Below are 25,986 nucleotides of genomic sequence, written 5' to 3' on the forward strand. Positions count from 1 at the left end.
AGGACGGCGAAGCCAAGGCGTAAGGCGCGCATCATAATGGACTGACTCCCAGTTTTTCAAACAGAACGGCGGGGCTGACAAAGCACATCTCGCCGCTTTTCTCCTCTACGGCTACCTGAATGGTGTAGCCCTTAGTGGTTTTTTTGCCGCTTTGGGAGTCAGTAATCAGGTAGTCAATGCGCAGGCGGTTTTCATACTCCGTCAGCGTTGCCTGAACCCGAATGCGCTGTTCGAACAGTAAAGGAGAAATGTACTTTACGCGGGTATCGATAATCGGCCAAACGTAGCCGGAGGCTTTCATTTGTCGATAGCCGTAGTCGAACTGCTTGAGCAGCGCTTCTCGCGCGATTTCAAAATAGCGGAAGTAGTTACCGTGCCAGACAACGCCCATAGCGTCAGCGTCGTGAAAAGGCACCGTAAGCTCCACGTCGACCGAAGAGCGGGGATCCTGTTTAAGCGTCATGGCGGCGGTGTGGCTCCTTGTTCTTTTGCGGGGCGTTTTTCTGCGGCGAATTCAGCCGCCAAAAGTCGTAAAAATTAAACCAGTCTAGCGGCGAGCTCAGGCAGTAGTGCTCCAGACGCTGGGCATAGCGCTCAATGGTTTCCTGCAGGGCCTGCTGGCGCTCTGCTCTGGGAAGCACTAGCGGGTTAGCAAAGGGCTCAAAATGAATGCGGAATTTTCCGTTAGGCTTGAGGCCGAACATCAGGTAAACGGGGCAGCGCAGCACGGACGCCAGAATAAACGGCCCCTGCGGGAACGGCGCCGGGTAGCCGAGAAAGTCAGCCCAAACCAGTCTTTGGTCTCTATCGCTGTGCGCCACGCCGATGGGAGTACGGTCACCAACGATAGCCACCCACTCGCCGTCGTCCAGCTTTTGCTTTAACAAAATGGCCGTGTCGGGCCCTAAATTGTCTACCTGAATCAGGTTGACGTTTGAACGGGGGTTGACCTCATTCATCACCTGATTAAAACGGGCGGCGTGCTGGGTGAAGACCAGCGCGTTGATTTTGACGTCGAAAGAGAGCTCGCCCAGCGCTCGGCAGACTTCCAAATCCCCTAAGTGAGAGCCGAGAATCAGGGTGCCCTGTTTGCTGCTCATCTGCTCTAGGCAGGCCAGCCTATCGGGAAAGTCGACCTGTTCAAGGCGGATATCCCCGAGCCAGCAGGCCAGCTTGTCCAGCATGGCTTCGCCAAAGCGCATAAAGTGGCGGTAGCTGGTCAGGTTTGCCGGTAGCTGCACGCCTTTGTGCCGTGCGGTGTCTTTCAGGCGATCCAGATACCGTTCAGACTCTTTACGTTGCCGTACCCCGGTCAGCCAGTAAAAGCCGATCACCGGATAAAGCAGCAGATTAAACGCGCTGCGGCCAAAGAGGCGGTAGGTTTTTACCATTAGGCGAATGCCCCACAGCCCTTTGCGTTCGCTGGTTTCTGACCAGTGGGTTTGGCGATTGAAGCGGCGGGCAATGAGGCTCGGCATTCTTGGCAGCATGGAGAGAAACAGGCGAGTGTGCATCCATGAAATGCGCAGGTTGTCGCGCCAGACGTCAAAGTGAGACACGCCGTTTTCCGGGTAAATCACCTTAGTGGGCACGAAGCGGGACGCTGTGCCTTCCCAGTAAAGCCTGACCATGATTTCAGTGTCGAAATCCATGCGCTGCCCTAGAGCCACTCGATCAGCGAGGCTTAACACTTCGGCAATGGGATAAACCCGAAAGCCGCACATGCTGTCGCGAATGGAGAGCGACAGCGTTTCAATCCAAACCCAGACGTGAGTAATGTAGCGGGAATAGAGTCGGGATTTCGGCACGCTGTCGTCGTAGATCGGCTGGCCGGAAATAATCTCGTGAGGGTGGCTGTGCGCCTCAGCAAGAAGGCGCGGCACGTCGTCCAGAAAGTGTTGCCCGTCAGCATCGACCTGTAGGCCGTGGCTGTAGCCCAAACGCGCGGCTTCGCGCAGGCCGCTCAGCACTGCGCCGCCCTTTCCCTGATTGTGCGGGTGGCGAACCAGCGTCACCCAGCTATAGGCTTGGCCGATCCTGTCTAGCTCGTCGGCGGTGTCTTTTTGGCTGCCGTCGTCAACGATAATGCAGTGCAGCGAAAAGGTCTCCAGCTGTTGCAGCACGCCGTCCATTGTCGAACCGTGGTTATAGCAGGGAACGACTAGGCAGGGATTAAACGCGTTTTCTACAGGCATAGGTCAATCCTGCCGCTGCTGGCGATCGCGTCCTGACAGCGATACTGAAAGCTTAATCGGCCCTTTTCTTCATCCCAAGAGAGCGTCAGCACGACGCTTTCGCCGGGAAACAGAGGGCGTTGGAATTTAACGACGTCGATGCCTGAAAAGCGGCGGTTTAGGGCGAATGCCTCGGTAGCGTAGTGTACCGCCCAGTGGATTTGGGTCACGCCGGGCAGCAGGGCCTGTTGCGGAAAATGCCCCTTAAACCAGAAAAGCTCGGGCGACAGCGTCAGGCAAAACGTGGCGCTGCTGTGTTCCAGACTTCGGCCGGTTTCTTCTGGCAGCATCATAAAAACAGCTCCTGTAGTTCGCCGTAGGCTCTCTTACTCTGTGAGTTGATGGGAATGGCGCTAATGATACGCCAACGCCGCGGGATAGCGACCGGCTCAAGCCATTCTCTTATCGACTGGCGAAGTTCGTTTATCAGAGCGCTATCTCCGATTTGCTGCTTTCGCTGCTCTCCTGACTCTGTCAGCACAATGGCGGCGGCCAGCACGACTCTTCTATCCTGCGTCAGGGGCAGAACGGCGGCGTCGAGAACGCTGTCGAGGGATATCAGGCGCTGTTCCACATCGGTGAGCGACAGGCGTTTCTCTTCAATTTTGACGATTCGGTCTTTACGACCGAGAAGATGAAAACCGTCCGGATGCAGTTCGATAAGATCGTGAATGGTCTCGCCAGCATCATCGCTAAACAGCGGTGAATCCACGCTGATGGTACCGTCTTCTTGTTGACGAACGATGACACCCTCTAGCGGTGACCACGAACTGGTCGTCTGGCGCTGGCTACGCGTAGCAATAACGCCGGTTTCACTGGTGCCGTAAATTTCATGGGGTAGCGTGCTCAGGCAGCGATTGACGAGCTGTGCCTCTTCAAACGCAAGCGGGCCACCGGCGCTGAAAATCAGCGCACAGGAAAGCGTTGGTAGTGTCGGGTCGAGGCGTTTCAGATAGGCCGGACTGGCGATCAGCGTCAGCGGGCGTGAACACAAAGGGTGAAGCTGTTCGTGATACTCGGTAAGCCGGGCGTTAAACGGCAAACCCAGACACAGGGGAAGCAAAATGCGAAACGTCAGGCCGTAGAGGTGCTGGTGGGTTACGGTGGCGGCAATGCGGGTACCCGACAGTGTTTTGCCCCAGCGGCGCGCTAGCAGCTCGCTCTCTTCTTCTAATAGTGCAATGGATTTGCGAATCGCTTTTGGCTGGCCGGTAGAGCCGGAGGTAAACAAAATAACGTAGGCATCTTGAGGCCAGGGCGGCAGTACGGCATTGGCGGTTTCGCTTTGTCGCGATGAAGGCGACAGCCAGAGGGTCGGTGCGCCGATCTGGAGCGGGAGATCGGTTAACAGACCGTCAAAATCACCCTGCTGGTGCTGCTCCTGAAGCTGTTTTTGGCGCAGGTGCCCGGGAATAACAGGGGTTTTCCCACTGTAGATTAACGCCAGCAGTGCGGCGGTAAACAGGTAGCTGTCTTCAAAGCAGACTGCCCAGCGGTCTCCCGGTAAAAAGCGCAGCTGGCGGTACAGCGTTTTGACATAAAGACGCAGGTTTGACAGCGTCAGCGTCTCAACACTGCGCCAGGCAATGGGCGTGTCATAGGGACGGCTGGCGCTAAGGACGTCGCTCAGTCGCAGCGCGAGCCGCGGCGAAGCCGTGTTCTGATTATCCATTCAACACCCATTAATAGTCCCATTAAAAAGTAGCTTATTGCGCCGTTGTACATCGTCCATATTTCTATGTCGCCGTAAAGGCAGGTGAAAAGCGCCGCGCTGCCGTTAAAAATAAAAAATATGCACCAAGCAATGGTGACACTGCGCGTGTAGCGAACGCCGTCCGGCGGCAGGTCAGGCTCGGTGAGCCTAGCCAGTCGCTCAACCAGAGTCGGCGGCCTGAACAGCGACAGGCCAAACAGCGCTAGCAGCAGAACGTTGACGGCAACCGGGTAGTAAAGCAGCCAGTGATTCTGCTTGAGCAGCAGGCTGGCGAGCGCAAGAAGAATACCCAGCGCGGCAAACGCCTTCATCAGCCAAGTCAACTGGCGGACTTTGCCGCGGGCAAGTATCAAACGAACAGTGAAAAGCACTATCAGCAGGGGTGCCAAAACGGTGGAACCCCAATAGCTGAGCCCAAAATAGACCGCAAACGGATAGCCAATAATGGCGATGACGGTCAAAGCCTGAAGAACGACGACCGTGCGAAACGGTGCCTTCTGGGTGCTTTTCATCAAATGGACGGTCGAGCCTAGCCGTTTTTCTTTTGCAGCAGGAGATCGATAGCGTTAACGACGTCTTCAACTGTACGGACTGACTTGAACATTTCCGGATTGATTTTTTCACCGGTCATTTTTTGCAGATGTACAACCAGATCCACGGCGTCGATGCTATCAAGTTCTAGATCCTCGTAGAGCTTGGCCTCCAGAGTGATATCGTCAGCGTCGACTTCAAACAGCTTAACGATAATAGCTTTGATTTCTTGAAAGATTTGTTGCTTGTCCATATTTTTGTACCCTGATAATTAACGGCGCTGCGAGGCAATGAGCCTAGAGAGTGAGGCGACGGAATAGAAGTGTTCGCGCGTATCTTCGCTTTCTGCGGAAAGCACGACGCCATAGCGGTTTTTGACAGCCAGCCCCAGCTCCAGTGCGTCAATGGAGTCCAGACCCAGACCGTCGCCAAACAGCGGCGCGTCGGCATCAATGTCGTCCGGCGTCATCCCTTCCAGATTAAGGGCTTCAATAATCAGGGCTTTAACTTCTTTGATTAAATTTAAATCATCCATTATTTTTCTCATTAGTTTGAACAGGCTCCGGTACGAGCCTTTGGCTTAAAGTCTGCGTCAAACGGCGAGCGGCGATAGCCGGAGAGGCATCGCCATCAGCGATATAATCCCTTACGCATAGTTTTTCTTTAACCGCTATTTGAAACAGCGGTTTCACAGGCGGGATATTATACCACTTTCCCCGTTTCGTCAGCATTGGCGGGTCACAATGAATCGTCACCAGACGAATGTCTACCCCGCAGCGAACCGCGACGTTGGCGGCACCGCGCTGAAGCTGCATCGGCTCATTGGGCGTGGTTCGAGTGCCCTCAGGGAAAATAAGCAGCATGCCGTTATCGTCCAGTCGCTTCTTGCACAGCGGCAGCAGCGTTTCTGAGTCGGCGTTGGGAATGTAGCCAGCGGCCTTGATCACGCCGCGCATAAACACATTTTTTAGCAATGACTGTTTAACAATGCAGTCGCATCGCGGCATACAGGAGGCCAGAAAAACGTAGTCCAGCAGGCTGGGATGGTTGGAGACGACCAGTGTGCCCCTGTCTTCTTGAAATTTTTCAACGCCGTCAAAGCGATAGTCGAGCACGCCAAGCGCCCGGGTTAGCCAAAGAAAAAGCCGGAAGCTGTTGCGAATACTGCCCTGAGTCAGAGACGAGCAGCGTTCAGGGTCTTTTATCGTCAGGCGAAGCGCCGTAAACCAAAGGGTCGACATCGCCAGGCCGCCTATGCCGAACAGCGCAAAGCAAAAGCCGGTCGCCGCAATGCGCCAGATTCGGTTTAACGCTGATGAGCGAGAAGGTGACGCTATAGATTCCATTGCCAATCAGATACTACTCCCTTAATGATAAATGACGGTTCCTTCGTCAGGTAATGGTGCAAAAAGTCCAGCGACTGCGGCAGTTCCTGTTGAGCCTGTGCGCCGTACGGCGCTTTTTCTACCGTGCTGCACCGTAGCGCCGATCCTCGGCTAATCAGCAGACCTACTGCGTAGGCGGGCACTGTATGGACAATGTTAGCGTGATAGGCGCTGGGGACAGCGCCATCAAAGTCGACCAGCAGCACTTTTTCTGCGCCCGCGCCAAGTATGGCCTGCGCTTCCAGCATTCCCTGCTGGAAGCCGTCTTCTCCGGCTGCCAGCGACGTGATGGGCAGCGGCGCTTTTCCACCAATGGTTAGCAGCCCGGCAGCGGCGTTATGCACCGACATTGAGAAGTCGGTAGGGGAAACGTCCTGTTGTTGGCAGAGACGTTCAATAATTTTGTAGGTTCTCTCAAGCTCGCCGTGACGGCTGATAAAAACGGCAGCGTCCGGCTGCTGTTCCAGCAACGTCATGCCCACTTCGACGCTGAGGCGACTGGGAATGCTCATTCTGCGAGACATCATCATGGGAATGCGCGGCGTGGGCGGAAGCGGCGACAACCAGTCGTGAGGCATTCCGCTAGACCAGTGACGCCACTGCTCTTTCTCGCCAAGTCCAGGAGCGAGGGCGCACCAGTCAAGGATGCTCAGTGAAAACGTCATCGGTAGAGAGAACCTTTTATGAATAAGAAATTTGAAAGAATGATACCTGAATAGTGTTTTATTTTACACGTGTGTAATGTTAAAAAACGGCGGGCAGCAGCGCGTCAGCATGAGCCTGTTTGGAGTATTGACTGTGCTATAGGCGTTGCACTTGGTAATAAAAATGCCGAACGGTAGCGTTGAATCACAAATAGTAAAGGCGTTACAAAAGGCGTCAGAATAGTGATACTGCTTTAATCACCCGGTAATATTGAAATTTTCCTCTGTCGTGTAGATTCCCCGTTTAGTATTCATGTATGATTTGGCGGGAATTTACACAGGATGGGAAATGATAGGCGGCTATTTTTTCCGCTGAACTCTATGTTTCCGTTGAACTATATGGAGAGAGACTCATGAATATGAAAAGTTTAAAAACCCTGCTGGTTGGCCTGATCGCTGTGATTTTTATTGCTGGCTGTAGCGGTAACCGCGCGGCGCGTAACCTGAGCACCGATCTGGACGGCACTTTTTCTAATCAACAGATTGAAAAAGCAATCATGGATTCTGGCAAGGCTCGCGGCTGGGAAATGAAGAAAATGCGCGCTGGCCTGATTACCGGGAAAATCGTTACCCGCGGCAACTCGGCTGAGATCCGTATTCCCTACACCAGCACCGGTTATGCCATTGAATACGTGGGTAGCCAGAACCTGACTGCCGACACGACAAAAGTGCCAAACAACTACAACCGCTGGGCAACCAAGCTGGATCAGGACATTCAAAACAAACTGCTGATGGTCAAGTAGTTATAATTATCGCTAGTGATGAATGACCCATGCGGAGAATATTTTCTCCGCATCTTTTTTCTTTTTTTTAAACGTTATACAAGCGTAATACGTCAAGGGAATAACTGTCTTGAGCACTGAAGCTGAAGTCCGCTACGGCTACGATAAAGATTCGTTCACCGCTTTTGAGGCCATTACTGAAGCGCAGAAGATTGCCTTCGCACCTATGCTGTTTCAGGCAGCCATTAACCTCAGAGACAGCGGTATTCTCGCCCATCTGGACGGCGTACCCAGCGAGGGCGCAACGGTTGATGAAATTGCCAACGCTGTTCCCCTGAGCCGCTACGCTGTCAGTTTACTGTTGGACGTGGGGTTGAGCAGCCGTATCGTTTTTCAGCAGAACGAGCGCTTTTTTTTAAGCAAAGTGGGGCACTTTCTCCTTCACGACAGAATGACCCGCGTCAATATGGATTTCAGTCAGGACGTCTGCTATCAGGGCATGTTTCACCTAAAAGAGTCCCTACAGCAGGAAAAGCCTGCGGGGCTGCGGGTGTTTGGCGACTGGCCGACAATTTACCCCGCCCTGAGTCAGCTGCCTGAAGAGGCACGAGACAGCTGGTTTGCATTCGACCATTTCTATTCCGATGCGGCATTTTCCGCTGCGTTTAACCATATTCTTCCCCTGAAGCCTGAGCATATTTATGACGTGGGCGGCAACACGGGCAAGTGGGCGCTCTGCTGTGCCAGAAAAGATGAAAACGTTCGCGTGACTCTGCTGGATTTACCCCAGCAAATCGCGCTGGCGAAAAAGAACATTGCCGATGCGGGCTTTAGCGACCGTATCGACGGCTACGGGGTTGACCTGTTGCAGGCAGAAACCCTGCCCGGCGAGGCCGATACTTGGTGGATGAGTCAGTTCTTGGACTGCTTTAGCGAAGAGCAGGTGGTTCACATTTTGACGCTGATCCGCAACAGCATGAAGCCAGACGCTCGCGTTTGTATTATGGAAGTCTTCTGGGATCGACAGCCCTTTGAGGCCGGAGCCTTAAGCCTAAACGCATCGTCGCTCTATTTTACCTGTATGGCGAACGGTAACAGCCGCTTCTATCACTCCAAAGTGCTGTACAACTGCCTGCGCAAGGCGGGCTTTTACGTTGAGCAGGACATTGACAATCTGGGGCTAGGCCACACTCTGCTTATCTGTAAGCGCCTGCCGGAATAGTTCTAAATAGTACTGAGAGGAGCGGCAGTTCTGCCGCTCCTGACGCTTTACCGCGCGTTTTCTGCACCACTCCCCGCCAAAATAAAGTAAGGTAGCGTCTGACGACAGCAAAATGTGCGAAAGGAATCGGTGATGCCTCGGCGCTATATATACCTTAAACTTACGCCTGTAGACGCACCCCCTGGTTTGATGGATACGACTTATGACGCGCTCTGACCGTGAAAACCCGACTGACCCCGCTTTCTTTATCGATGCCGATGAGTCGCTCAGTGACGCGCCAGTATTAGACATTGGCGGCTGGCGCGTCACTGAGCGATTGGCTCGGCCGGATGGACAGCGGGAGCGCTATCGGGTGATTCATACGGCAGACGGCCGCCGAGGCGTTTTAATTCTCTATGCCTATGGCTGCGAGCCAGACCCTGCGGTGTACGACATTGTGCATCGCCTGCCGAGAGAGCACGTTTCCGATCTGCTTGACAGCGGGCGCTGGCAGGATCGCGCCTGGTACGTGATGGAGTCGATGGGTGGCGGTTCGCTGACGGAGGCGATTGCTCAGGGCGATTTCTGGCAGCCGGAAGAAATTTACGACGTGGTGCGCGAGCTGGGCAGCGCGCTGGCCAGCTTTAGCGAGCACGGGCTGCGCCACCGGGATCTGCGCCCTGCTAACCTACTTATCAGAACCCGCTATCCGCTGGATATCGTTATTATCGAATTTGGCTCGGCATGCCTGTCTGAGCGCGATCTGGACGTTGTCTCTCCCCTTGAAATGAGCCGCTACAGCGCGCCGGAAACTCTAGCGGGTGCGGTCTCAAGCGCGTCAGACTGGTGGAGCCTGGGCATGATTCTGCTGGAGCAGCTGACTCAGGGACGCTGCTTTGACGACGGGCCACTGCAGCCGTTTCTTATCCAGACCATAGCCAACGGCGTTGCTTTGCCCCAAGGGCTGGACCCTTTGCTGTATCCGCTGCTCAGGGGGTTGCTTACCGTCGATCGTCGCCAGCGCTGGCAGTGGTCAGAGGTAGCCTCTTGGCTGGCAGGAAAGCCGACCGAACGCGCCGTTGAAGAGCCGCCTCCCGTTAGGGAAAGCGCTGAGCCTCTGACGCTCGGCGATGAGCACTATGTTGACCCTGCCACGTTTGCACTCGCGGCCGCTCAGCCGAATCTCTGGCCGCTGGCGGTCGCGCTGCAGAGAGACGGAGCGCTGATTCGCTGGGCGCGTAGCGCAGAATTGCCGATTCTCGTGATGAATCGACTGTATCAGATTCAGGCGCTGGAGCCTCTGAGCGACGACGCCCGTCTTATGCTGGTTCTCCAGCTGTTAAACCCAGAACTCCCCCTTATTTACGGTGGCGACATTGTTACTCCATCGTGGCTGGCTAGGGATCCGGCGCTAGGCTATGCACTAATTAGCGGGCCCGCGCCTGAATTTTTAGCTGACCTTGAGCAGGGGCACTGGCTGGCGCTGTTGCGTGCCCGCGAGGAGAAGGTGCGCGAGAAAAGCGCGCGGCTGGAAGTGGCGATGGACGAAGAGCGGCTGCGTCAGTACCTGCTAGTGACGTCACATGCCCAACTGCTGGCGCAGTGGGAGGCGCAGCGTCGGCTGTTCCCCGAAACGCAACATGAAGGGCTCAAGCTGCTGATAGACCGCCGAGTGTTGAACGAAGAAGAGCTTATCGTTTTACTCGGTGCGGACATTGCCCAGTTTGAGGCCGCGGAAGGCATTCTGGTACAGGCCTCTTTGCTGGCGCGAGAGCTGGGGATAGATACCTTCTCTCGGGAAGAGGCTCGCGAATGGATTGCGCAGCCGAGTCAGGTGCTTTACCGGCAGCTTAGCGAGCGGATAAACGGCTTTCATCGCAGCCCGTTTGATGAGGTTAACCGCTGGGCAGACACCTTTACCCTAGAGCGTAGGCTACCGCTAGCGCGTACGCTGGTGATGCTGGCGATTGCGCCAAATGAGTGGCAGGCGCCAGAAACGCAGCGCTATGTAAACCAGGTTCTGACGTTTTTTAGTCGAAAAATTCGCGCTTCAACCATGCGCGGCTCGCTGGTGAGGATGAGTGTAACGTCCCATTCGGCGAGAATAGATATCACCGAGCTGGACGGCAGTCCTTCAGCATCGAGACTAGTGAACCATGTGCTGTCCCGACAGCGCGGGGCGCTCAGCATTGATGACGCAGTATTCAGAGCGACGGCGGGTATCGAGAGTCGGCTTCGCACTCTGGTATCACAAACGCAGATGTACCAGCGTGATACCGGAATTGGCACTCTCTATCTTGGTTTTCCCTTTGTACTAACTAACCTCCAACCGGGGAAAATCAAGCCTCGCATTGCGCCACTGCTGCTGTGGCCCGTTAGCGTTGTGATGGCGGTAGGAGAGAGCGGTGCGACAAGCCTACGATTTGATGCCGAAAGAGGCGTCGCCAGGCTAAACCCGGCGCTAGAGAATGTGGTGAGTCCGGCAGCCGTCAAGCAGTGGCAGGCGGCGACGGATGAGCTAATGGGGCGACGCGCGCTGACGATGGATGAGGTGATGCAGGCGCTAGGCGACTTGCCTCAAACTGAGCGTGCGACGCTGGTGCGCTTGCCGCCAAGGGACGTTGAAGTACCAGAAAACGGCGTGGTGTTGACGTGCAGCGCGGTGTTGTTTCAGGCGTCGTTTCTCAGTCAGGCGATAGGGGAAGACCTGCGGCAGCTTTGCCAGCGCTCGCCAACGGGCACTGCGCTGGCAACCGCATTGAGCATGCACGAGCCGTGTGAACCGACACCGATTCAAGAAGGCGAAGCGTCGCGCTTTTTTGTTTCCGCCAGCGATCCTTCTCAGGAAGCCGCAGTTATGGCCGCGCGTCAGGCGCCCGGTCTTTTGGTGGAGGGGCCTCCCGGCACCGGTAAAAGCCAGACTATTGTTAATATGGTGGCAGACGCCATTGGCCAGCAGCGCAGCCTGCTGGTGGTGTGCCAGAAGGCTACCGCGCTGGAAGTCGTTGCCAAGCGCATTGCAGCCGGAGGGTTGTCTGACCGGGTGGTGATGATTAAGGATGCCCTTGCCGGGCGTGAAGTCATCCGCACCGTTCGAGCGCAGCTGGAAGGCTACTACCAGTCTAAAACCGCCGCTATGGTGCCGTGGCGCAATGAGAGACAAACTCTGGCGAGTCGCATAGACCGACTGGAACAGGGGCTAGACGACTACTATCAGGCGCTGTATCAGCCTGACCCCGCCGTTGGCGTGAGCTACCGGGCGCTGATGGGGGAGCTTATCCGGCTAGAAAGCGAACCGATGCGCTTAGACGCCCCCGAACTGCACGATGTGATGAAGTCGTGGAGCTGGGATGAACTGACGCGTCAAAAACAGCGCCTTTTGCCGGACGTCGCCCTGTGGCTAGCGTCAGAATATGAACAGAGCCCGCTGGCAAGGCTCAATCCCTTTATTTCATCTGTGCCTGCCATTGCGGCGTTTAGCGATGCGTTTAACGGCTTCTGCCGACAGGAAAGCGAACGTGATACGGTGCTGTCCGATCCTCACCGCGACTTTGACGTGGATGACGGGGCGGCGGAACGGCAGCGCTGGCTTGATTCAACAACCCCCGGTTTTGCAAACCTGTCGGCAGCTCAGTGGGAAACGATGGCGCGCTGGCTGCCCCTGTTTTATGCCCCAGCGGGCGGCGTCGGGCCGGGTGAGCCTATTTTGACCCATCTCGGCGTGCTGATAGGCAGCCTGCAGGCCATTGAGGTTGACGGCAGCGATCCGCTGCTGTTTGAACCGCTGGCGAGGCGTGAAGAGAGCGCGCTGATCCAGCTGGCGAAAGCGGCGCAGCAGCAGGCTCAGGGGCACTCTACGCTGCGCTATTTCAACCCGTTTTACTATCTGAACCTGCGTCGCCTGAAGGCGTTTATGGTTGAGGTTGGTCTGCCGTTTAGCCTCGGTATGTGCCAGCGCGTACTGGCGTCGGTGCGTCAGGAGCAGCAGTGGCGAAGAGTGAGAGCCGAGCTGGTGCGCCTAGGGGAACCGCTAGGTTTAGACCCGGTAGGGCTGCTGGACGGGCTGGCGCTAAGCAGAATTCTGGCGGACCTTTACTGTCGACTTGAGCTGGTTGAACAGCAATATCGCCAGCTGGTGGCATCACTGGACGCCTCCCGGTTAATACCTGCCGTTGTTTCACAGCAAAAAGAGGGATTCACCCAGCAGTGTGCCGAAATTGCCGCCGCTGTCGGCCGCAGTTTAGCCAGAGCAGGCAGTTTGAAAGCGCTGAACGAGCTGAGGAACTGGCTGACGGAAGAGGCCGTTGGCGACTTCACCGAAGCCATTAACGGTAACCAGTCTCTTCGACAGACTATTGAGGCGCTGCAAAAGGCGCTGCCGACGCTGGATGCCTATCAGCGGTTTAGGCCTATTGCCGCCCAGATGGGCGACGCATCGCTGGAAACACTGCGGGTTTTACGCCGTCAGGAAGACCGCCTGAAGGAGCTTGATGAGCTTGAGCTGGCGCAGACGGTAGAAAACACGCTGGACAGAGAGGCCAGGCTAGTTTGGAAGCGGCTTATTGAGTGGCGCTACCCGATTTTGCAGCAGCCGGTGTCCCAGCGGGAAAAGGCCATTGCCCACATGGCCAGCGCCACTGCCGCAATGCGAGAGCGTAATCTGACCGAGCTGACTGAAAACATGATGGATGTTCCCATTCGCCCTTCTCGCGAGTGGGAAGAGATCACCCGCCTGAGCGGAAAACGCACCCGTCGGCTGCGAGAGTTCATTGAAGAAGGTATTGAGCTGGGGCTGCTGACGCTGCGCCCGGTTTGGCTGATGACGCCTGACGTTGCCAGCCAGATACTGCCGCTGAAGGCAGGTTTGTTTGATACAGTGATTTACGACGAGGCGTCGCAGATGCCGGTTGAGTACGCGCTGCCGACCCTGTACCGCAGTAAGAAAATGGTAGTTAGCGGCGATGAAAAGCAGATGCCGCCGTCGGCCTTTTTCTCCGGCAGGCTGTCAGAAGGCGACGAGGATGACGATGACGCGGAAGAAGCGCAGCAGGAGTTGGCCAGTGAAATCTGGGACTACCGTAAAATTAGCGACTGCCCTGACTTGCTGCATCTGGCGCGAACCGTGCTGCCGGTACAGACGTTGGAGATCCACTACCGCTCTGCCTACCGAGCGCTGATCGACTTTTCTAACCATGCGTTTTACAACAGCAGGCTAAACGTTCCGGTTCAGCACTCCAACCGCGTCATTGAGGCGATTAAACCGGTTAAGTTTATTGACGTTGGCGGCCAGTATCAGAATCAGAGCAATCTTGATGAGGCAAAGGCCGTGGTGCGAACGCTGGCCGAGATCTGGACTAAGCCGTTTGCCGAGCGCCCCTCTGTCGGCGTAGTGACGTTTAACCAGAAGCAGGCTCAGCTGATTCACAGCGAAATAGATGCCTTCTTTTTGAAGAGTAAAGCGTTTTTTAACGCCTATTTTGAAGAGATAAGCCGCGTTGAAGACGGCGAAGACATGTCGTTCTTTGTTAAAAACGTGGAGAACGTTCAGGGTGACGAGCGAGACGTGATTATCTTTTCTACCACCTTTGGTCGTAACGGGCAGGGTGCCTTCCGGCGTAACTTTGGCGTGCTGGGGCAACAGGGCGGCGAGCGGAGACTCAACGTGGCGGTAACCCGGGCGAAGAAGCAGGTTATCGTACTCTCTTCCATGCCGATTGAGGACATCTCTGACCTGCTGACAACCCGACGCAGGCCCGATATACCGCGGGATTTTCTACAGGGTTATTTGGCCTACGCGAAGGCGCAGTCTCAGGGAGAATTTGAGCGCAGCAGAGCGCTTTTACGACGAATGTCCCAAATCGATGAGGCAAGCGCAGAAGCCACGATAGAGGACGGCCTGACGCAGTCGGTGAAAGACTTTATTCTTGAGCAGGGCTGGGCGCTGGCTGAAGCTCGACGCGACGGGGCATTTTACTTTGATGCGTTGGTAGAAGATCCTGCCAGCGGGCGCTATGCTATCGGCATTGAGTGCGACATGCCGCACCATTCGCTGCTGGCGAAAGCCCGAGCCAGAGAGCTCTGGCGGCCATCGGTTATTCGGCGAGTGGTACCCAGCAGCTATCGGGTTTCCCTGTGGGGCTGGTATCACGATGCCGAAGGCGAACGGATGCGGCTTAGAGCGGCAATTGAACAGGCGCTGGCGTCTCTGGCTGAGCCCGAGCCTGACTCTCAGGCAAACGACATGGATGAAAACACGGTAGATAGTCATGGATAAATCGACTTCGATGCATTCGAAAGGCGCGACTGCGAAAGGGCACAACCAGCGTCTGGCGGCGCTGCTGGTGCAGGTATCACAGGATATTGAAGCCGCCAACTCTCAGGACGGCCTGATTGAAGCCATTGAGCAGGTGAAAGCGTTTAACGGGCCGCTGGCGTTTAACCATCGCGGGCTGAAGTGTGCGGTGGCAGCAGCGTTAATTGCTGCCCTGCTACTCGGTGGCTATGCCTATTATGTTTATCGCCACCTGAGCGAGCCGACGGTGGTTTTGATGGTGGTTCTCGGCCTTGGTGCGCTGGGAATGAGCATCTACATGTGGCGCAAAAGTTCCCGGATACGCGCCCTCGCCGAGCGGCTTTATCAGCGCGACCTGCTGTTTGATAATCAGCTGCGTGAGATGGGGGACGACCTGCCAGAACTGGAAAAGCGCCTGTTTACTGATTTTTATGAGTTTAACCGCGGCAACTATTCCAGAGAGCTGTCAGCAGGGTATGAAGGCCAGTATCAGGGTGAAACCTACGGGTTTAGCTACTTTTTTTATCACTTTCACTACGTAGATAAGCGAACCGAGTCCTATACCGACAGTAAGGGCAACCGTAAAACCCGCACGGTGTACGATCACTATCACCGCTACGGCATTTCCCTGCCGTTTCGCTTTGTCAGCGGGCTGGCGGCGATCGGTAAATCCGTCAGTGGGCTGCGGGGCGTCGGCTATCAGCCGTCGTCGAATCGGTTTAATCGACTATTTAAGGTGATTGCCGAGTCAGAAATGACGGCGGCTCGCTTTCTTAAACCGGTGGTGGTGTTGGCCTGTGAAGAGGCCGCAGCGGGGCTTAAGGCGCTTAATTTGGAGTTTAATGGGCAGGCTCAGCTGTGCATGTCGTTTGACAACAGTTCGATGATTTCAGGCCAGCAGCAAAACGATTTTACTTCGCCGGAGGCCTTTATTGAGGAGGTCAAAGGCTACAATGCCTTACCGGAGCTGAGCAGAGCGTTAGCGTTTATTCACACACTGATGGTGTATTCCGACAGTAACTTTAGAAAGGACGAAGAATGATAGAACTCTTGATCCCCATTGGCATTGCTGTGCTGATTATTATCGGCGGCATTGTTATTTATAACGGCATCGTTGGGCGAATGAACGCGGTTGCGCGAGCCTGGGCTGACGTAGTGGTGCAGGAACGACAGAAGAACAGCGTGATCCCTGCCCTTGAGAAAATTGCCGCCGAGTATAAAGAGTACGAAGCGACGATTATGAAACAGGTTACTGAGCTTCGAGCCTCCCTGAAACAGCTCGATACCGGCGCGATGGATCTGAACGCCCTATCGGAAACCCGCAGTAAAACAACCGCGCTGCTCAACGGCCTGTATGCGGTAGCGGAAAACTACCCCGATCTGAAGGCGTCTGAGCTGTATCGTGGCCTGATGGCGGAGATCACCGAGCAGCAGGAGAATATCGGCGCGGCGATCCGCATTTTTAACCGCAACGTTGAGGACTTTAACAACGGCATCGAGATGTTCCCTAATTCGCTGGTCAACGGGATGTTCAACAAAAAGAGAAAGCTCTCTACTTTTAGCGACTCTCAGGCAGAAAGCGGCTTTGAGTACCGACCGGATATTCACTGATTGCCGATAGGCATCTGTGTAGCGTTGGTAGGCAGTAAAAAGGTCAGGGGCAAGGTAATCCAGTAAACAGGGGGCGTTTATGCAGTCAGCTTTAGACAGCGTGATCAATCGTGCGGTTTCACCCGCATCAGGGGAAACTCAGGCGGTTGTTGGTACCGTTGTTTACGTTACCCATCATGGGGAGTCGATATACCGGAAAGCGGCGGGCTTTGCCGATCGTGAGCGAGCGCTACCGGTGACTCATGATACGCTTTTTCGTCTTTCCTCTGTCACCAAGCCGTTTGTGACCGCGGCAGTCGGCGTGCTGCTTGAACAGGGTAAGCTCTCCCTAGAGGATGACGTTACCCGCTGGCTACCGGCGTTTACGCCATCCCTGCCTAACGGCGTAAGGCCGAAAATAACTATAGAGCATCTGTTGTCCCATTCTGCTGGCCTGAACTACCGCTTTTGTGAATCCCCCGATGGCCCTTACCATCGGCTTGGTGTGTCTGACGGTATGGATATTTCCGGCCTGACGCTGGAGGAAAATTTACGGCGCATCGCCTCTGCGCCTTTGCTTTATCTTCCGGGTACATCCGTTGCCTATTCTGTTGCGACAGACGTGCTGGGAGCCGTTGTTGCAGCCGTCTGTGACAGCTCTCTGAGTGATGCCATCGCGTCTCTGGTTAGTCAGCCTTTGGGCTTGAGTCATGCCTCTTTTTACCCTTCAGACTCTGCCCGGCTTGCTGTTCCTTATGTTAACGCCTGTCCTACGCCCAGACCGATGATGGATGACGAGGACATGGTGAATGACGAGTTTGGGGCCGCAGGGGGAATACACTTTTCGCCAAAGCGGGTTTTCAAACAGGATGAGTTTCAGTCCGGTGGTTCTGGAATGATTGGCAGTGCGGATGACATTGAACGGCTGCTACAGGTTTTCCGCATGAAGGGTGCGCCGCTGTTCGGGAAATCTGTATTTGACAGCCTGACCCGCGATCGATGTGTGGGAACTGAGTTTGGCCCTGGCTATGGGTTTGCCTCTAGCTGGCAGGTGCTGAGGGATCCCAAGGTGGCAAATTCACTCCAGTCTCCAGGAACGATAAGCTGGGGCGGCGTTTACGGCCACTCTTGGTTTATCGATTTCGAGCAGGATTTGAGTGTCGTTATTCTGACTAATACCGCTCCGGAAGGGTTGTTTGGGCAATTCCCAAGAGACGTTTGTGAGGCGGTCTACCGGCAGTTTGTGACGGATTGACGCCGCAGCGCTTTTCTTACTTCTGAGCCCATTTGTTTAGCCATAGGGCGTTTCTCTTCTACACTTTTAGCACGATCCGAAAATGGGGGGCTGAGTATGAAGAGCCAAATTTTAGTCGGCGTCGACTCCTGTTCCAAGAGCTCATTAGTGCGATTTGATGAGGTGCGGCAGCGGCTAGCGTCTATTTTTGGGGTGCTGTCTGACTATATAAACCTTGAGCCCATAAGCCCTGACGCGCTGAAAAGCGCAGCCGAGGAGCACCGTCTCTGTGGCTATGTTATCTGTTCCGACCAGCCTTTGGTGGGCGTTGATGAGGAAGCTTGTTCGAAAGAAAGCGATGTACCGGTATGGCAGAAAATGCCGTGGCTGCCCGTAGAAGACCTTGGGAGTCTTGATGACGAAGCACGAAGGGAAAACTTCACCACGCGAGTTTTCGCCCTGTTTGAACTAAACGCGCTGTGGCAAAAAGGGCTGACGCGCGGTGAACTAATCGCCTTTTACAGCCGCTATAAGCTGTTGCTGCTGGCGCATTCACAGCCTGGATACCGCGCTCTGGGGCCTTTTGTTGCCAGTATTGGCTCATGGCGGGATCTGAGGGCATTTGCTGAAGAATATCGCCACCACTTGATGGCTCTGCTGCGTCATCGCGCTTCCGCAGTAACCACACTAACGTACTGATGCACGTACAGGGCTACTTCCGGCCTCGCCTTAGTTCACCTCAGCGTCAGGCGCTGGCTGACGTCATTATGCGCTACCGTCAGGGAGAGCTGCCTTTGGCAGAGCCGATCGCCCAGATGAAGAGCCTTATGGCTGAATATCCCGACGCCTATTTATTACAGCAGCGATATTTCACCTCCTATAGCGAAGAGATGTCGCTACGCTACAGCCTTTGACGGGGGATAGTAGGATGGCTACACATCTGGTTTGGCTGCGCAACGACCTGCGCGTCACTGATAATAAAGCGCTCCACGCCGCCTGTCAGGATCCGTCTGCTGAGGTGCTGGCGGTATTTATCGCCACGCCGTCCCAGTGGGCGGCGCACGATATGGCGCCGCGTCAGGCGACTTTTATCTATCAGCACCTGCTGCAAGTGCAGCAGGACTTGGCGGCGCTGGGCATTGAACTCGTTTACCACATGTGTCGCGACTTTACTGAGTCCGTAAACTGGCTGGTGGATTTTTGCCAGCGGCAGCGGGTGACAACGCTGTATTACAATCGCCAGTATGAGTTTAATGAACGACAGCGGGACAGCCGCCTCGCGCACGCGCTGGAAGGCAAGACCGCGTGTCGAGGCTTTGACGACGCGCTTCTGTTGCCACCCCGCAGCGTGCTGACCGGCAGCGGTGAGATGTTTAAGGTGTATACGCCGTTTCGCAATGCGTTTATCAGGCGGCTGATGGAGTCTAACGTTGACTCCTTGCCCGCTCCTCGCCCGCGCAAGGCGGCGATTGCTTTTGAGAGGCCAGCGGTATTTGACTATCCTCTGGCTGATGTTGGCGACGGCTATCTTGCCGGTGAGCAAGAGGCTCTGCGGCGCCTGAGCGCGTTCTGTCAGGAACGGGTTCAGGACTATGGCACCGCTCGCGATTTCCCCGCCGTAGACGGCACCAGCGGCCTGTCGCCCTATCTAGCAGTAGGGGCTCTTTCACCCCGCCAGTGCCTTAACCGCCTTCGGGCGGAGTGCCCTGAGGTTTTGGCGTCTACTCATTCGGGTGCGTTTACTTGGCTAAACGAGCTTATTTGGCGGGAGTTTTATCGTCATCTGATGGTGGCGTACCCCTTTCTCTGCAAGCATCGCCCGTTTATTGGCTGGACGGACAGCGTTCAGTGGAATAGAGGAGAGAGTGCGCTGCGCGCATGGCAGGCGGGAAAAACCGGCTACCCTATTGTGGACGGGGCGATGCGCCAGCTGAACACCACGGGATGGATGCACAACCGTCTGCGCATGATTTGCGCCAGCTTTTTGGTTAAGGACTTGCTGATCGACTGGCGAGCGGGTGAGCGCTACTTTATGCAGCAGCTGCTGGACGGCGATCTGGCGGCAAACAACGGCGGCTGGCAGTGGGCTGCTTCAACGGGCTGCGACGCAGCGCCCTATTTCCGCATTTTCAATCCAACGCTGCAGGGCAAACGCTTTGACCCTCAGGGCGCGTTTATTCGTCGGTGGCTTCCCGAACTGGCGGAAGTGCCTGAGAGTGCTATACACCAGCCTCATGAATGGGCAGAGAAGCGCGGCTGCGTGCTGAACTACCCCTTGCCGATAGTCGATCACGGCAGCGCGCGAGTAGAAACGCTGGCGGCCTTTGACGCCGCCAAGCGTTTGCATCAGGGAGTTAATACCCCGCCGTTAGGTCGTCCTTATCCCTAGGATCAGAAGCGCCAAAAAGCCCTTCCGGCGTGATGACGATGCTCTGGGTGCTACCCATCACTGGTTTTACTACCACTTTGTGGCCCTTTTTCTCTAACAGCTTAATAGTGTCTGGGCTGATGCCTTTTTCAACGCGCAGCTCTTCCGGCAGCCACTGGTGGTGAATGCGCGGAGCGTTGGTGGCCTCCGCGATGTTCATCTTGAACTCCACAGTGTTGAGCACGATTTGCAGCACCGTAGTGATAATTCGGCTGCCGCCGGGGCTGCCGGTAACCAGCACGGGCTTACCGTCCTGAGTGACGATAGTCGGCGACATGGAGGAGAGCGGACGCTTGGCCGGTTGGATGGCGTTGGCTTCACCGCCGATCAGACCATAGACGTTAGGCACGCCCGGTTTGGCTGAGAAGTCGTCCATCTGATTGTTCATCAGGATACCGCTGCTGCCCGCCACAATGCCGCTGCCGAAGTTGGTGTTGAGGGTGTACGTGACCGCCACCGCATTGCCTTCGGCGTCAACAACCGAGAAGTGGGTGGTTTGATTGCTCTCATAGGGCGCTAAATCGCCGGGCTTTATTTCAGACGACGGCCTGGCCTTGTCTATGTCGATTTGGGACGCCAGCTTTTTGGCGTAGGCCTTGCTAGTCAGCGCTGCAACAGGCACTTTCACGAAGTCTGGATCGCCCAGATACTCCGAGCGGTCGGCGTAGGCGTATTTCATGGCTTCCGCCATGGTGTGGATGGCGTCAGCGCTGTTTTGCCCCATCGCGTTCAGATCGACGTTTTCCAGAATGTTGAGGATCTGAATGATGTGAATACCGCCGGAGGACGGCGCAGGCATGGAGAAGACCTCATAGCCTTTGTAAGTGCCGGAGACTGGGGTGCGTTCCACGGCGCGGTAGGCGGCAAGATCCTCTTTGGTAATCAGACCACCGCTTTTTGCCATTTCACCGGCGATTTCCTCAGCGATTTTGCCCTTATAGAAGGCGTCAGGGCCCTCTTTGGCAATAAGCTGAAGGCTGTTGGCCAGATCCGGCTGCTTTAGCACGTCGCCCTTTTGCCAAGGCGTGCCGTCTGGCTTAAAGAAGATTGCGCGGCTGGCGGGGTGATCGAGGAGCACCTCTTTACCGTACACCGCCAAATCGTCGGCCAGCGCTTCGTTAACCTGTAGGCCGTCTTTCGCCAGAAGGATAGCCGGAGCGATAAGCTTGTCCATCGCCATCGAACCGTATTTTTCATGGGCCAGGGCAAAGCCAGCTACAGTTCCCGGCACACCGGACGCCAGCGGGCTGGTTAGCGACTTTTTGCTGTCAGCATTGCCCTTGTCGTCTAGGAACATGTCACGAGAGGCTTTGGACGGCGCCATTTCGCGAAAGTCGATAGCGGTGGTTTTGCCGTCTTTCGTTCTGATCAGCATAAAGCCACCGCCGCCAATGTTGCCCGCCTGTGGGTGTGTCACTGCCAGCGTATAGCCTACGGCAACAGCGGCATCAACGGCATTACCACCCTGTTTCAAAATATCGACGCCGACGCGCGTAGCCTCTGCGTCAACGGATGACACCATACCGTGCTTGGCATAGACCGGATGGAAAATGTCCTCTTCAACGCCGTAAGAAACGACCTTGGCGGTGGCTAAACCCTGCCAGAACAGCAGCAGTGCAGCGAGTAAAAAGTAGAATCGACTTCTTCGTAACGGTCCTGACATAGCTTTTTCCTCATGGATAATTTCGTCGGAGAAATGCAACAGAGCATTTACGCTAATGGATCGATGAACTTTTGACCAGAGAGTAAAAAGGGGTAAATCGCTGATTGGGTGTGATCTGCGTCACACTATCAAAGGAACGTGAAAAAATCGAAAAATCATTAGAAAATCAAATGCTTTAATGCGGTGCATTGCCCCGATTTGGCGCAGGCAATGCGTGTTGTTTGCACTAAAATGATGCGTCGTGTTTTGGGTTGTCGTCACATAGGGTTTCCCAAGGCGCTTTAGAGGCGACGAAAATATGGACTTTCTCCTCAGGATTGATGGGCGTGTCTAATGTGCCTATCCGCAGACGGTAAACGTGAGGCTGTGAGTCTCTGATACTGTAAAGCGGCGAACCGCACTCTCCACAGAACAAACGATGAACGCCGGGCGAAGAAGAAAAACGCTTAATGTGGGCTTCACCGCGCAGCAGAGTAAATTTATCTGCGTCTACTACTGCCGCCGAATTAAACGCACTGCCGGTCGCTCGACGGCAATTTTCGCAGTGGCAGAAAACGATTTGCTTAATCTGTGCCGCAATTTGGTAGCCGATTCGTCCGCAAAGACACTGTCCCGTCAACATATTTATTCTCCTTCATAGTGCAATGGCACATGATTCTCTTTTATTTGCGTTAATTCACTGCTGTTATGAAAATAAAATAAAGAATATAAAATATTTCATTTTCCTGCTTTCTAAAATTATAGCCTGTTTAATGACGCTATCTGCCTAGGTTAACCGTTGATTCCTACTCTTTAACCTACTGTACAAATCTGATATTGTCGAAAAAAGAGCAAAATACCGTTGCCGTTTATTCTCTGCGCTGTTGGGGCTAGAGGCTTTCGACGCGCGTCATGTTAAAACTGCCCATTTTCTATTTTTCCGACATAAATAGACGCTTTGGCATATTTCTTGCTGTTTATTCCATAGGGATATCGGCAGAGGCTATGTATTGAGAAACGCGATTTATGCCGATAGCAAAACAGGGATAAAAAAGGAAACGTCATGATTGAACAGAAAGTAAAAGAGTATGAATCCCTCCTGTGTGATATCCGTCATCAGATCCACGAAAATCCTGAGATGGGGTTGGAAGAGGTAAAAACCAGCCAGCTGGTGGCTGAAAAGCTGACTGAATGGGGTTATGAAGTCCATCGCGGTATGGCCAAAACCGGCGTCATTGGCACGCTGAAAGTCGGCGACGGTAAGAAAACCCTCGGCATTCGCGCTGACATGGACGCCCTGCCGATTCAAGAGGCCACCGGCAAGCCGTGGTCGAGTAAAATTCCTAACCGTATGCACGCCTGCGGCCACGACGGCCACACAACCATTCTTTTAGGTGCTGCCAAGTACTTGGCGGAGACCCGCCGCTTTAACGGCACCGTACACCTGATTTTCCAACCCGCTGAAGAGATGATTAACGGTGGTGAAATCATGGTTAAAGAGGGGCTGTTTGATAAATTCCCCTGCGATGCGCTTTTCGGCATGCACAACATGCCCGGCTATCCGGTCGGTGAGTTCCGCTTCCAGCCCGGGCCGTTTATGGCGTCAATGGACCAGTTCCAGATCGTCGTTCACGGCGTGGGTGGGCACGGTGCCATTCCTCACCGGGCGATTGACCCTGTGGTAGTGGCTTCTCACATTACGACCGCTTTACAGAGCATCGTTGCCCGCAACGTCGACCCCATGCAGGCGGCGGTTGTGACTGTCGGCAGCATCGTTGCCGGTGATGCGGCTAACGTTATTCCTGACAGCGCAGTCATGAAGCTTTCCGTTCGGGCTCTTAGCCGTGAAACCCGCGAGCTGCTGCTTAAACGCATTCCCGCGCTGGCAAAAGCGCAGGCAGAAAGCTTTGGCGCGACGGCTGACGTGGTTCACGTTAACGGCACGCCAGTGCTGATTAATAATGAAGAAATGACCAAGTTTGCCTGGGAAGTGGCGAAAGAGCAGTTTGGTGAAGATCGCGCTATTTATGGCACGGTGCCGATGATGGGCAGTGAAGACTTCGCCTTTATGCTGGAAGCGAACCCGAACGGCTGTTATCTGTTCGTCGGCAACGGCGACAAAGGAGAAGGTTCGTGTATGGTTCACAACCCCGGCTATGACTTCAATGACCGCATTCTGGTGCCTGCCAGCGCCTTCTGGGGCGCGCTGACAGAGCGCTATTTGAAATAAAAAAGCGCCGCGCCGGGTAAAAGCGGCGCGGTGAGAAAACGAGTCAGTGCAAACACAAGCATAAATACAAGTGTAAACGTCGCCGCAGGGCGGCGTTCAATAATAAAAACAGCTACCACCACAACAGTTACCACCACTATGTAGGATGGTTTAGGAAAGGAGATTCTATGTCAGACACACTTACCGCAGAAGACAGCATAGCGGACAAGCCGGTCAAGAAGGTCAGCGGTCGCCGCATCATTTTTGCTTCGGCTTTCGGCAACGCGCTGGAGTTCTTTGACTTTGGCGTTTATAACTTTTTCGTTGTGTACATCGGGGTACTTTTCTTCCCGCCGAGCAGCGACTCCAACGTTGGCCTGCTGCTGGCGTTCGCCACCTTCGGTGTCAGCTTCTTTATGCGCCCGCTGGGGGGCATTATTATCGGCGCCTATGCTGACCGCTTTGGCCGTAAGCCCGCCATGGTGCTGACTATCTCGCTGATGAGCCTTGGTACATTGCTTATCGGTATTGCGCCGACTTACGCGACAGCGGGCTACTGGGGCACTGTTACGCTGGTGGTTGCGCGTCTGATTCAGGGCGTTGCCGCCGGTGGTGAAGTGGGGGCGTCGATGTCGATGCTGGTAGAGTCCGCTCCTGCCAACCGCCGCGGCTTTTACAGTAGCTGGGCGTTGGCAACACAGGGGCTAGCGACCACCTTTGGCGGCCTCACTGCGCTGTGCCTAACTGTCTACCTGCCGGATGTCACCAGTAATCCAGAAGTCATGTCTGAATGGGGATGGCGTGTGCCGTTCTTTATCGGCGTTGCGCTGGCGCCTATCGGCTGCTGGCTGCGCCTGAGTCTGGAAAACGACATGGAACCCGCATCGCGTCAGAACGCTGTGGCGAAAAAGGTTGAAGAAGTAACCGAAAGTGCGATGTCTCTGGTGCTTCAGAACCTTCGGGTGATCGTTGTCGGCATTTTGCTGACGATTGGTACAACGGTATCCACCTACATTTCCCTTTACTACTACGGCACGTTCTCCGGCAAGTATCTGCACATTGAGCAAAGCTACACTTACGCGGCTATGCTGCTGGCGGGCATACTCACCTTCGGCGGCGGCCTGTTAGTGGGGGCAATGAGTGACCGGATGGGGCGTAAGAAGCTCATTGTGATTGCGCGCGTGGCCATGCTGATCCTTGCCTATCCGTCATTCTGGCTATTGGTGAACTATCCGACGCCAGCCGTGCTGTTGAGCGTGGTGTTTGTGATGGTGTGCTTTACCACTCTGGGGGCAGTACCGGTGATGCTGGTTATCTCTGAGCTACTGCCCAAGCGTATTCGGGCGATGGGCTTTGCGATGGTGTACAGCATCGGTGTGGCGATTTTCGGTGGCTTTGCCCAGTTCTTCGCGACTCAGTCTATCGTTTGGCTCGACTCTTTGACGGCACCAGCCTGGTATCTTGGCGGTGCGACGCTGCTGTCTATGCTGGCGCTGCCCTTCTTCAGCGATCCTAAGCGGTTAGAAAACTGATAGTCGGTTTTCCTGCGTAATAGTAAAGAGGCCCCCAGTTTTTCATGAAGCCGGGGGCATTTTTCTGTATGAGCATAAACAAGTGCGCCTATTTTTTATTTATTACGTTCAATGCGAAGGTGATATAGATTAAAAACTTCTGTCTTATCTTTTTAATGTTTTCCTAAATGATTTCTTATTTTTTTTGAGTAAATAAAGCGGTTTTGATTAGTTCTGTATTATTAGCACCAGAACAAACAGTAAGAGGAAATGCGAGAGGTTCGAATAAACGGCCTGATGAAGGTTAAAACCTGGCATTACTTTTCGAAAATTGTGAACGAATAGGCAGTTTACGATAGATAGACCCCTTCGATTTGATCGCTATCAAAACGCGCTTACCCCAAAAGAAGTAATTTCATCCCGCGTACGTTTTTGTACGTTCCTTATTTTGCTATTAGAAAAATAGGCACCTGTTTAAACTTTTCATTGTTACTCATCTCGCTTTTTTGGTCTTTTACTCAGTAAAAAGTCAGGGCGGCTGTGCCGTACAGCGCGGTGGGTTTTATTTTGTGAGCGAGCGTTATGTCAA

At 54.6% G+C, this 25,986-nt stretch carries 20 protein-coding genes and 1 pseudogene; 10 read left to right on the forward strand and 11 right to left on the reverse strand.

Going from position 1 to position 25,986, the window contains the following annotated elements:
- Window positions 1–31: 31 nt before the first annotated feature.
- Genes DQM29_RS17870 through DQM29_RS17910 form a run of 9 tightly spaced genes read right to left on the reverse strand, consistent with a single transcriptional unit; the run spans window position 32 to window position 6,529 of the window.
- Entirely contained in the window at window positions 32–463 is a 432-nt protein-coding gene (locus DQM29_RS17870; RefSeq protein WP_111741914.1) for an acyl-CoA thioesterase, read from the reverse strand.
- Window positions 453–2,195 (reverse strand): glycosyltransferase family 2 protein, encoded by a 1,743-nt coding sequence (locus tag DQM29_RS17875; protein WP_111741915.1) that lies wholly within the window; start codon window positions 2,193–2,195, stop codon window positions 453–455. The genes DQM29_RS17870 and DQM29_RS17875 overlap by 11 nt, the downstream gene beginning before the upstream one ends.
- Complete coding sequence (locus tag DQM29_RS17880) at window positions 2,186–2,527, reverse strand: 3-hydroxyacyl-ACP dehydratase FabZ family protein (protein WP_111741916.1); 342 nt, start codon at window positions 2,525–2,527, stop codon at window positions 2,186–2,188. Before DQM29_RS17880 ends, DQM29_RS17875 begins: the two co-directional genes overlap by 10 nt.
- The gene (locus DQM29_RS17885; RefSeq protein ID WP_111741917.1) at window positions 2,524–3,906 is read right to left on the reverse strand and encodes an AMP-binding protein; all 1,383 of its coding nucleotides are present in this window, start codon (window positions 3,904–3,906) and stop codon (window positions 2,524–2,526) included. Before DQM29_RS17885 ends, DQM29_RS17880 begins: the two co-directional genes overlap by 4 nt.
- The gene (locus tag DQM29_RS17890; RefSeq protein ID WP_111741918.1) at window positions 3,861–4,460 is read right to left on the reverse strand and encodes a COG4648 family protein; all 600 of its coding nucleotides are present in this window, start codon (window positions 4,458–4,460) and stop codon (window positions 3,861–3,863) included. The genes DQM29_RS17885 and DQM29_RS17890 overlap by 46 nt, the downstream gene beginning before the upstream one ends.
- Window positions 4,461–4,477: 17 nt before the next feature.
- Complete coding sequence (locus DQM29_RS17895) at window positions 4,478–4,732, reverse strand: acyl carrier protein (protein ID WP_111741919.1); 255 nt, start codon at window positions 4,730–4,732, stop codon at window positions 4,478–4,480.
- 18 nt (window positions 4,733–4,750) lie between these two features.
- Window positions 4,751–5,014: a phosphopantetheine-binding protein gene (locus DQM29_RS17900; RefSeq protein WP_111741920.1), complete on the reverse strand. Its 264-nt coding sequence runs from the start codon at window positions 5,012–5,014 to the stop codon at window positions 4,751–4,753.
- The gene (locus tag DQM29_RS17905; protein WP_111741921.1) at window positions 5,007–5,825 is read right to left on the reverse strand and encodes a lysophospholipid acyltransferase family protein; all 819 of its coding nucleotides are present in this window, start codon (window positions 5,823–5,825) and stop codon (window positions 5,007–5,009) included. Before DQM29_RS17905 ends, DQM29_RS17900 begins: the two co-directional genes overlap by 8 nt.
- Entirely contained in the window at window positions 5,813–6,529 is a 717-nt protein-coding gene (locus DQM29_RS17910; RefSeq protein ID WP_111741922.1) for a beta-ketoacyl synthase chain length factor, read from the reverse strand. The genes DQM29_RS17905 and DQM29_RS17910 overlap by 13 nt, the downstream gene beginning before the upstream one ends.
- A 392-nt stretch (window positions 6,530–6,921) precedes the next feature.
- Between DQM29_RS17910 and DQM29_RS17915 the strand changes: the two genes are divergently transcribed.
- The 8 genes and pseudogenes from DQM29_RS17915 (at window position 6,922) to phrB (ending at window position 19,996) form a co-directional block, all read left to right on the forward strand.
- Window positions 6,922–7,311, forward strand: coding sequence for a hypothetical protein (locus tag DQM29_RS17915; RefSeq protein WP_111741923.1), 390 nt, complete (start codon window positions 6,922–6,924; stop codon window positions 7,309–7,311).
- A 109-nt stretch (window positions 7,312–7,420) separates the two neighbouring features.
- Window positions 7,421–8,512 (forward strand): methyltransferase, encoded by a 1,092-nt coding sequence (locus DQM29_RS17920; RefSeq protein ID WP_232054937.1) that lies wholly within the window; start codon window positions 7,421–7,423, stop codon window positions 8,510–8,512.
- A 202-nt stretch (window positions 8,513–8,714) separates the two neighbouring features.
- A complete protein-coding gene (locus tag DQM29_RS17925; protein WP_111741924.1) occupies window positions 8,715–14,765 on the forward strand; it encodes an AAA domain-containing protein in 6,051 nt (2,016 codons plus the stop codon).
- Complete coding sequence (locus DQM29_RS17930) at window positions 14,758–15,825, forward strand: hypothetical protein (protein WP_111741925.1); 1,068 nt, start codon at window positions 14,758–14,760, stop codon at window positions 15,823–15,825. The genes DQM29_RS17925 and DQM29_RS17930 overlap by 8 nt, the downstream gene beginning before the upstream one ends.
- Window positions 15,822–16,394, forward strand: a complete 573-nt coding sequence (locus tag DQM29_RS17935; RefSeq protein WP_111741926.1) for a LemA family protein — start codon at window positions 15,822–15,824, stop codon at window positions 16,392–16,394. Before DQM29_RS17930 ends, DQM29_RS17935 begins: the two co-directional genes overlap by 4 nt.
- A gap of 79 nt (window positions 16,395–16,473) precedes the next feature.
- Complete coding sequence (locus tag DQM29_RS17940; RefSeq protein ID WP_111741927.1) at window positions 16,474–17,628, forward strand: serine hydrolase domain-containing protein; 1,155 nt, start codon at window positions 16,474–16,476, stop codon at window positions 17,626–17,628.
- A gap of 96 nt (window positions 17,629–17,724) precedes the next feature.
- Window positions 17,725–18,521, forward strand: a pseudogene (locus DQM29_RS17945) (YbgA family protein).
- 14 nt (window positions 18,522–18,535) lie between these two features.
- Entirely contained in the window at window positions 18,536–19,996 is a 1,461-nt protein-coding gene (gene phrB, locus DQM29_RS17950; RefSeq protein ID WP_111741928.1) for a deoxyribodipyrimidine photo-lyase, read from the forward strand.
- On the opposite strand, the gene ggt is transcribed toward phrB, so the two are convergent.
- Both ggt and DQM29_RS17960 read right to left on the reverse strand, forming a co-directional pair.
- The gene (ggt, locus tag DQM29_RS17955) at window positions 19,962–21,698 is read right to left on the reverse strand and encodes a gamma-glutamyltransferase (protein ID WP_111741929.1); all 1,737 of its coding nucleotides are present in this window, start codon (window positions 21,696–21,698) and stop codon (window positions 19,962–19,964) included. The two genes, phrB and ggt, sit on opposite strands and share 35 nt — an antisense overlap.
- Before the next feature lie 226 nt (window positions 21,699–21,924).
- Window positions 21,925–22,320 (reverse strand): GFA family protein, encoded by a 396-nt coding sequence (locus DQM29_RS17960; RefSeq protein ID WP_111741930.1) that lies wholly within the window; start codon window positions 22,318–22,320, stop codon window positions 21,925–21,927.
- Between the two features lie 420 nt (window positions 22,321–22,740).
- Here DQM29_RS17960 and DQM29_RS17965 point away from each other — a divergent pair, with 420 nt between their 5' ends.
- Both DQM29_RS17965 and DQM29_RS17970 read left to right on the forward strand, forming a co-directional pair.
- A complete protein-coding gene (locus tag DQM29_RS17965) occupies window positions 22,741–23,907 on the forward strand; it encodes a M20 aminoacylase family protein (RefSeq protein ID WP_111741931.1) in 1,167 nt (388 codons plus the stop codon).
- Window positions 23,908–24,074: 167 nt separating this feature from the next.
- Window positions 24,075–25,418 carry an MFS transporter gene (locus DQM29_RS17970; RefSeq protein WP_111741932.1) on the forward strand — a complete coding sequence of 448 codons (1,344 nt, stop codon included), beginning with the start codon at window positions 24,075–24,077 and terminating at the stop codon, window positions 25,416–25,418.
- The last annotated feature ends 568 nt before the right edge of the window (window positions 25,419–25,986 follow it).

The organism is Leminorella richardii (genome assembly GCF_900478135.1).
In the GTDB taxonomy this organism is placed as follows: domain Bacteria; phylum Pseudomonadota; class Gammaproteobacteria; order Enterobacterales; family Enterobacteriaceae; genus Leminorella; species Leminorella richardii.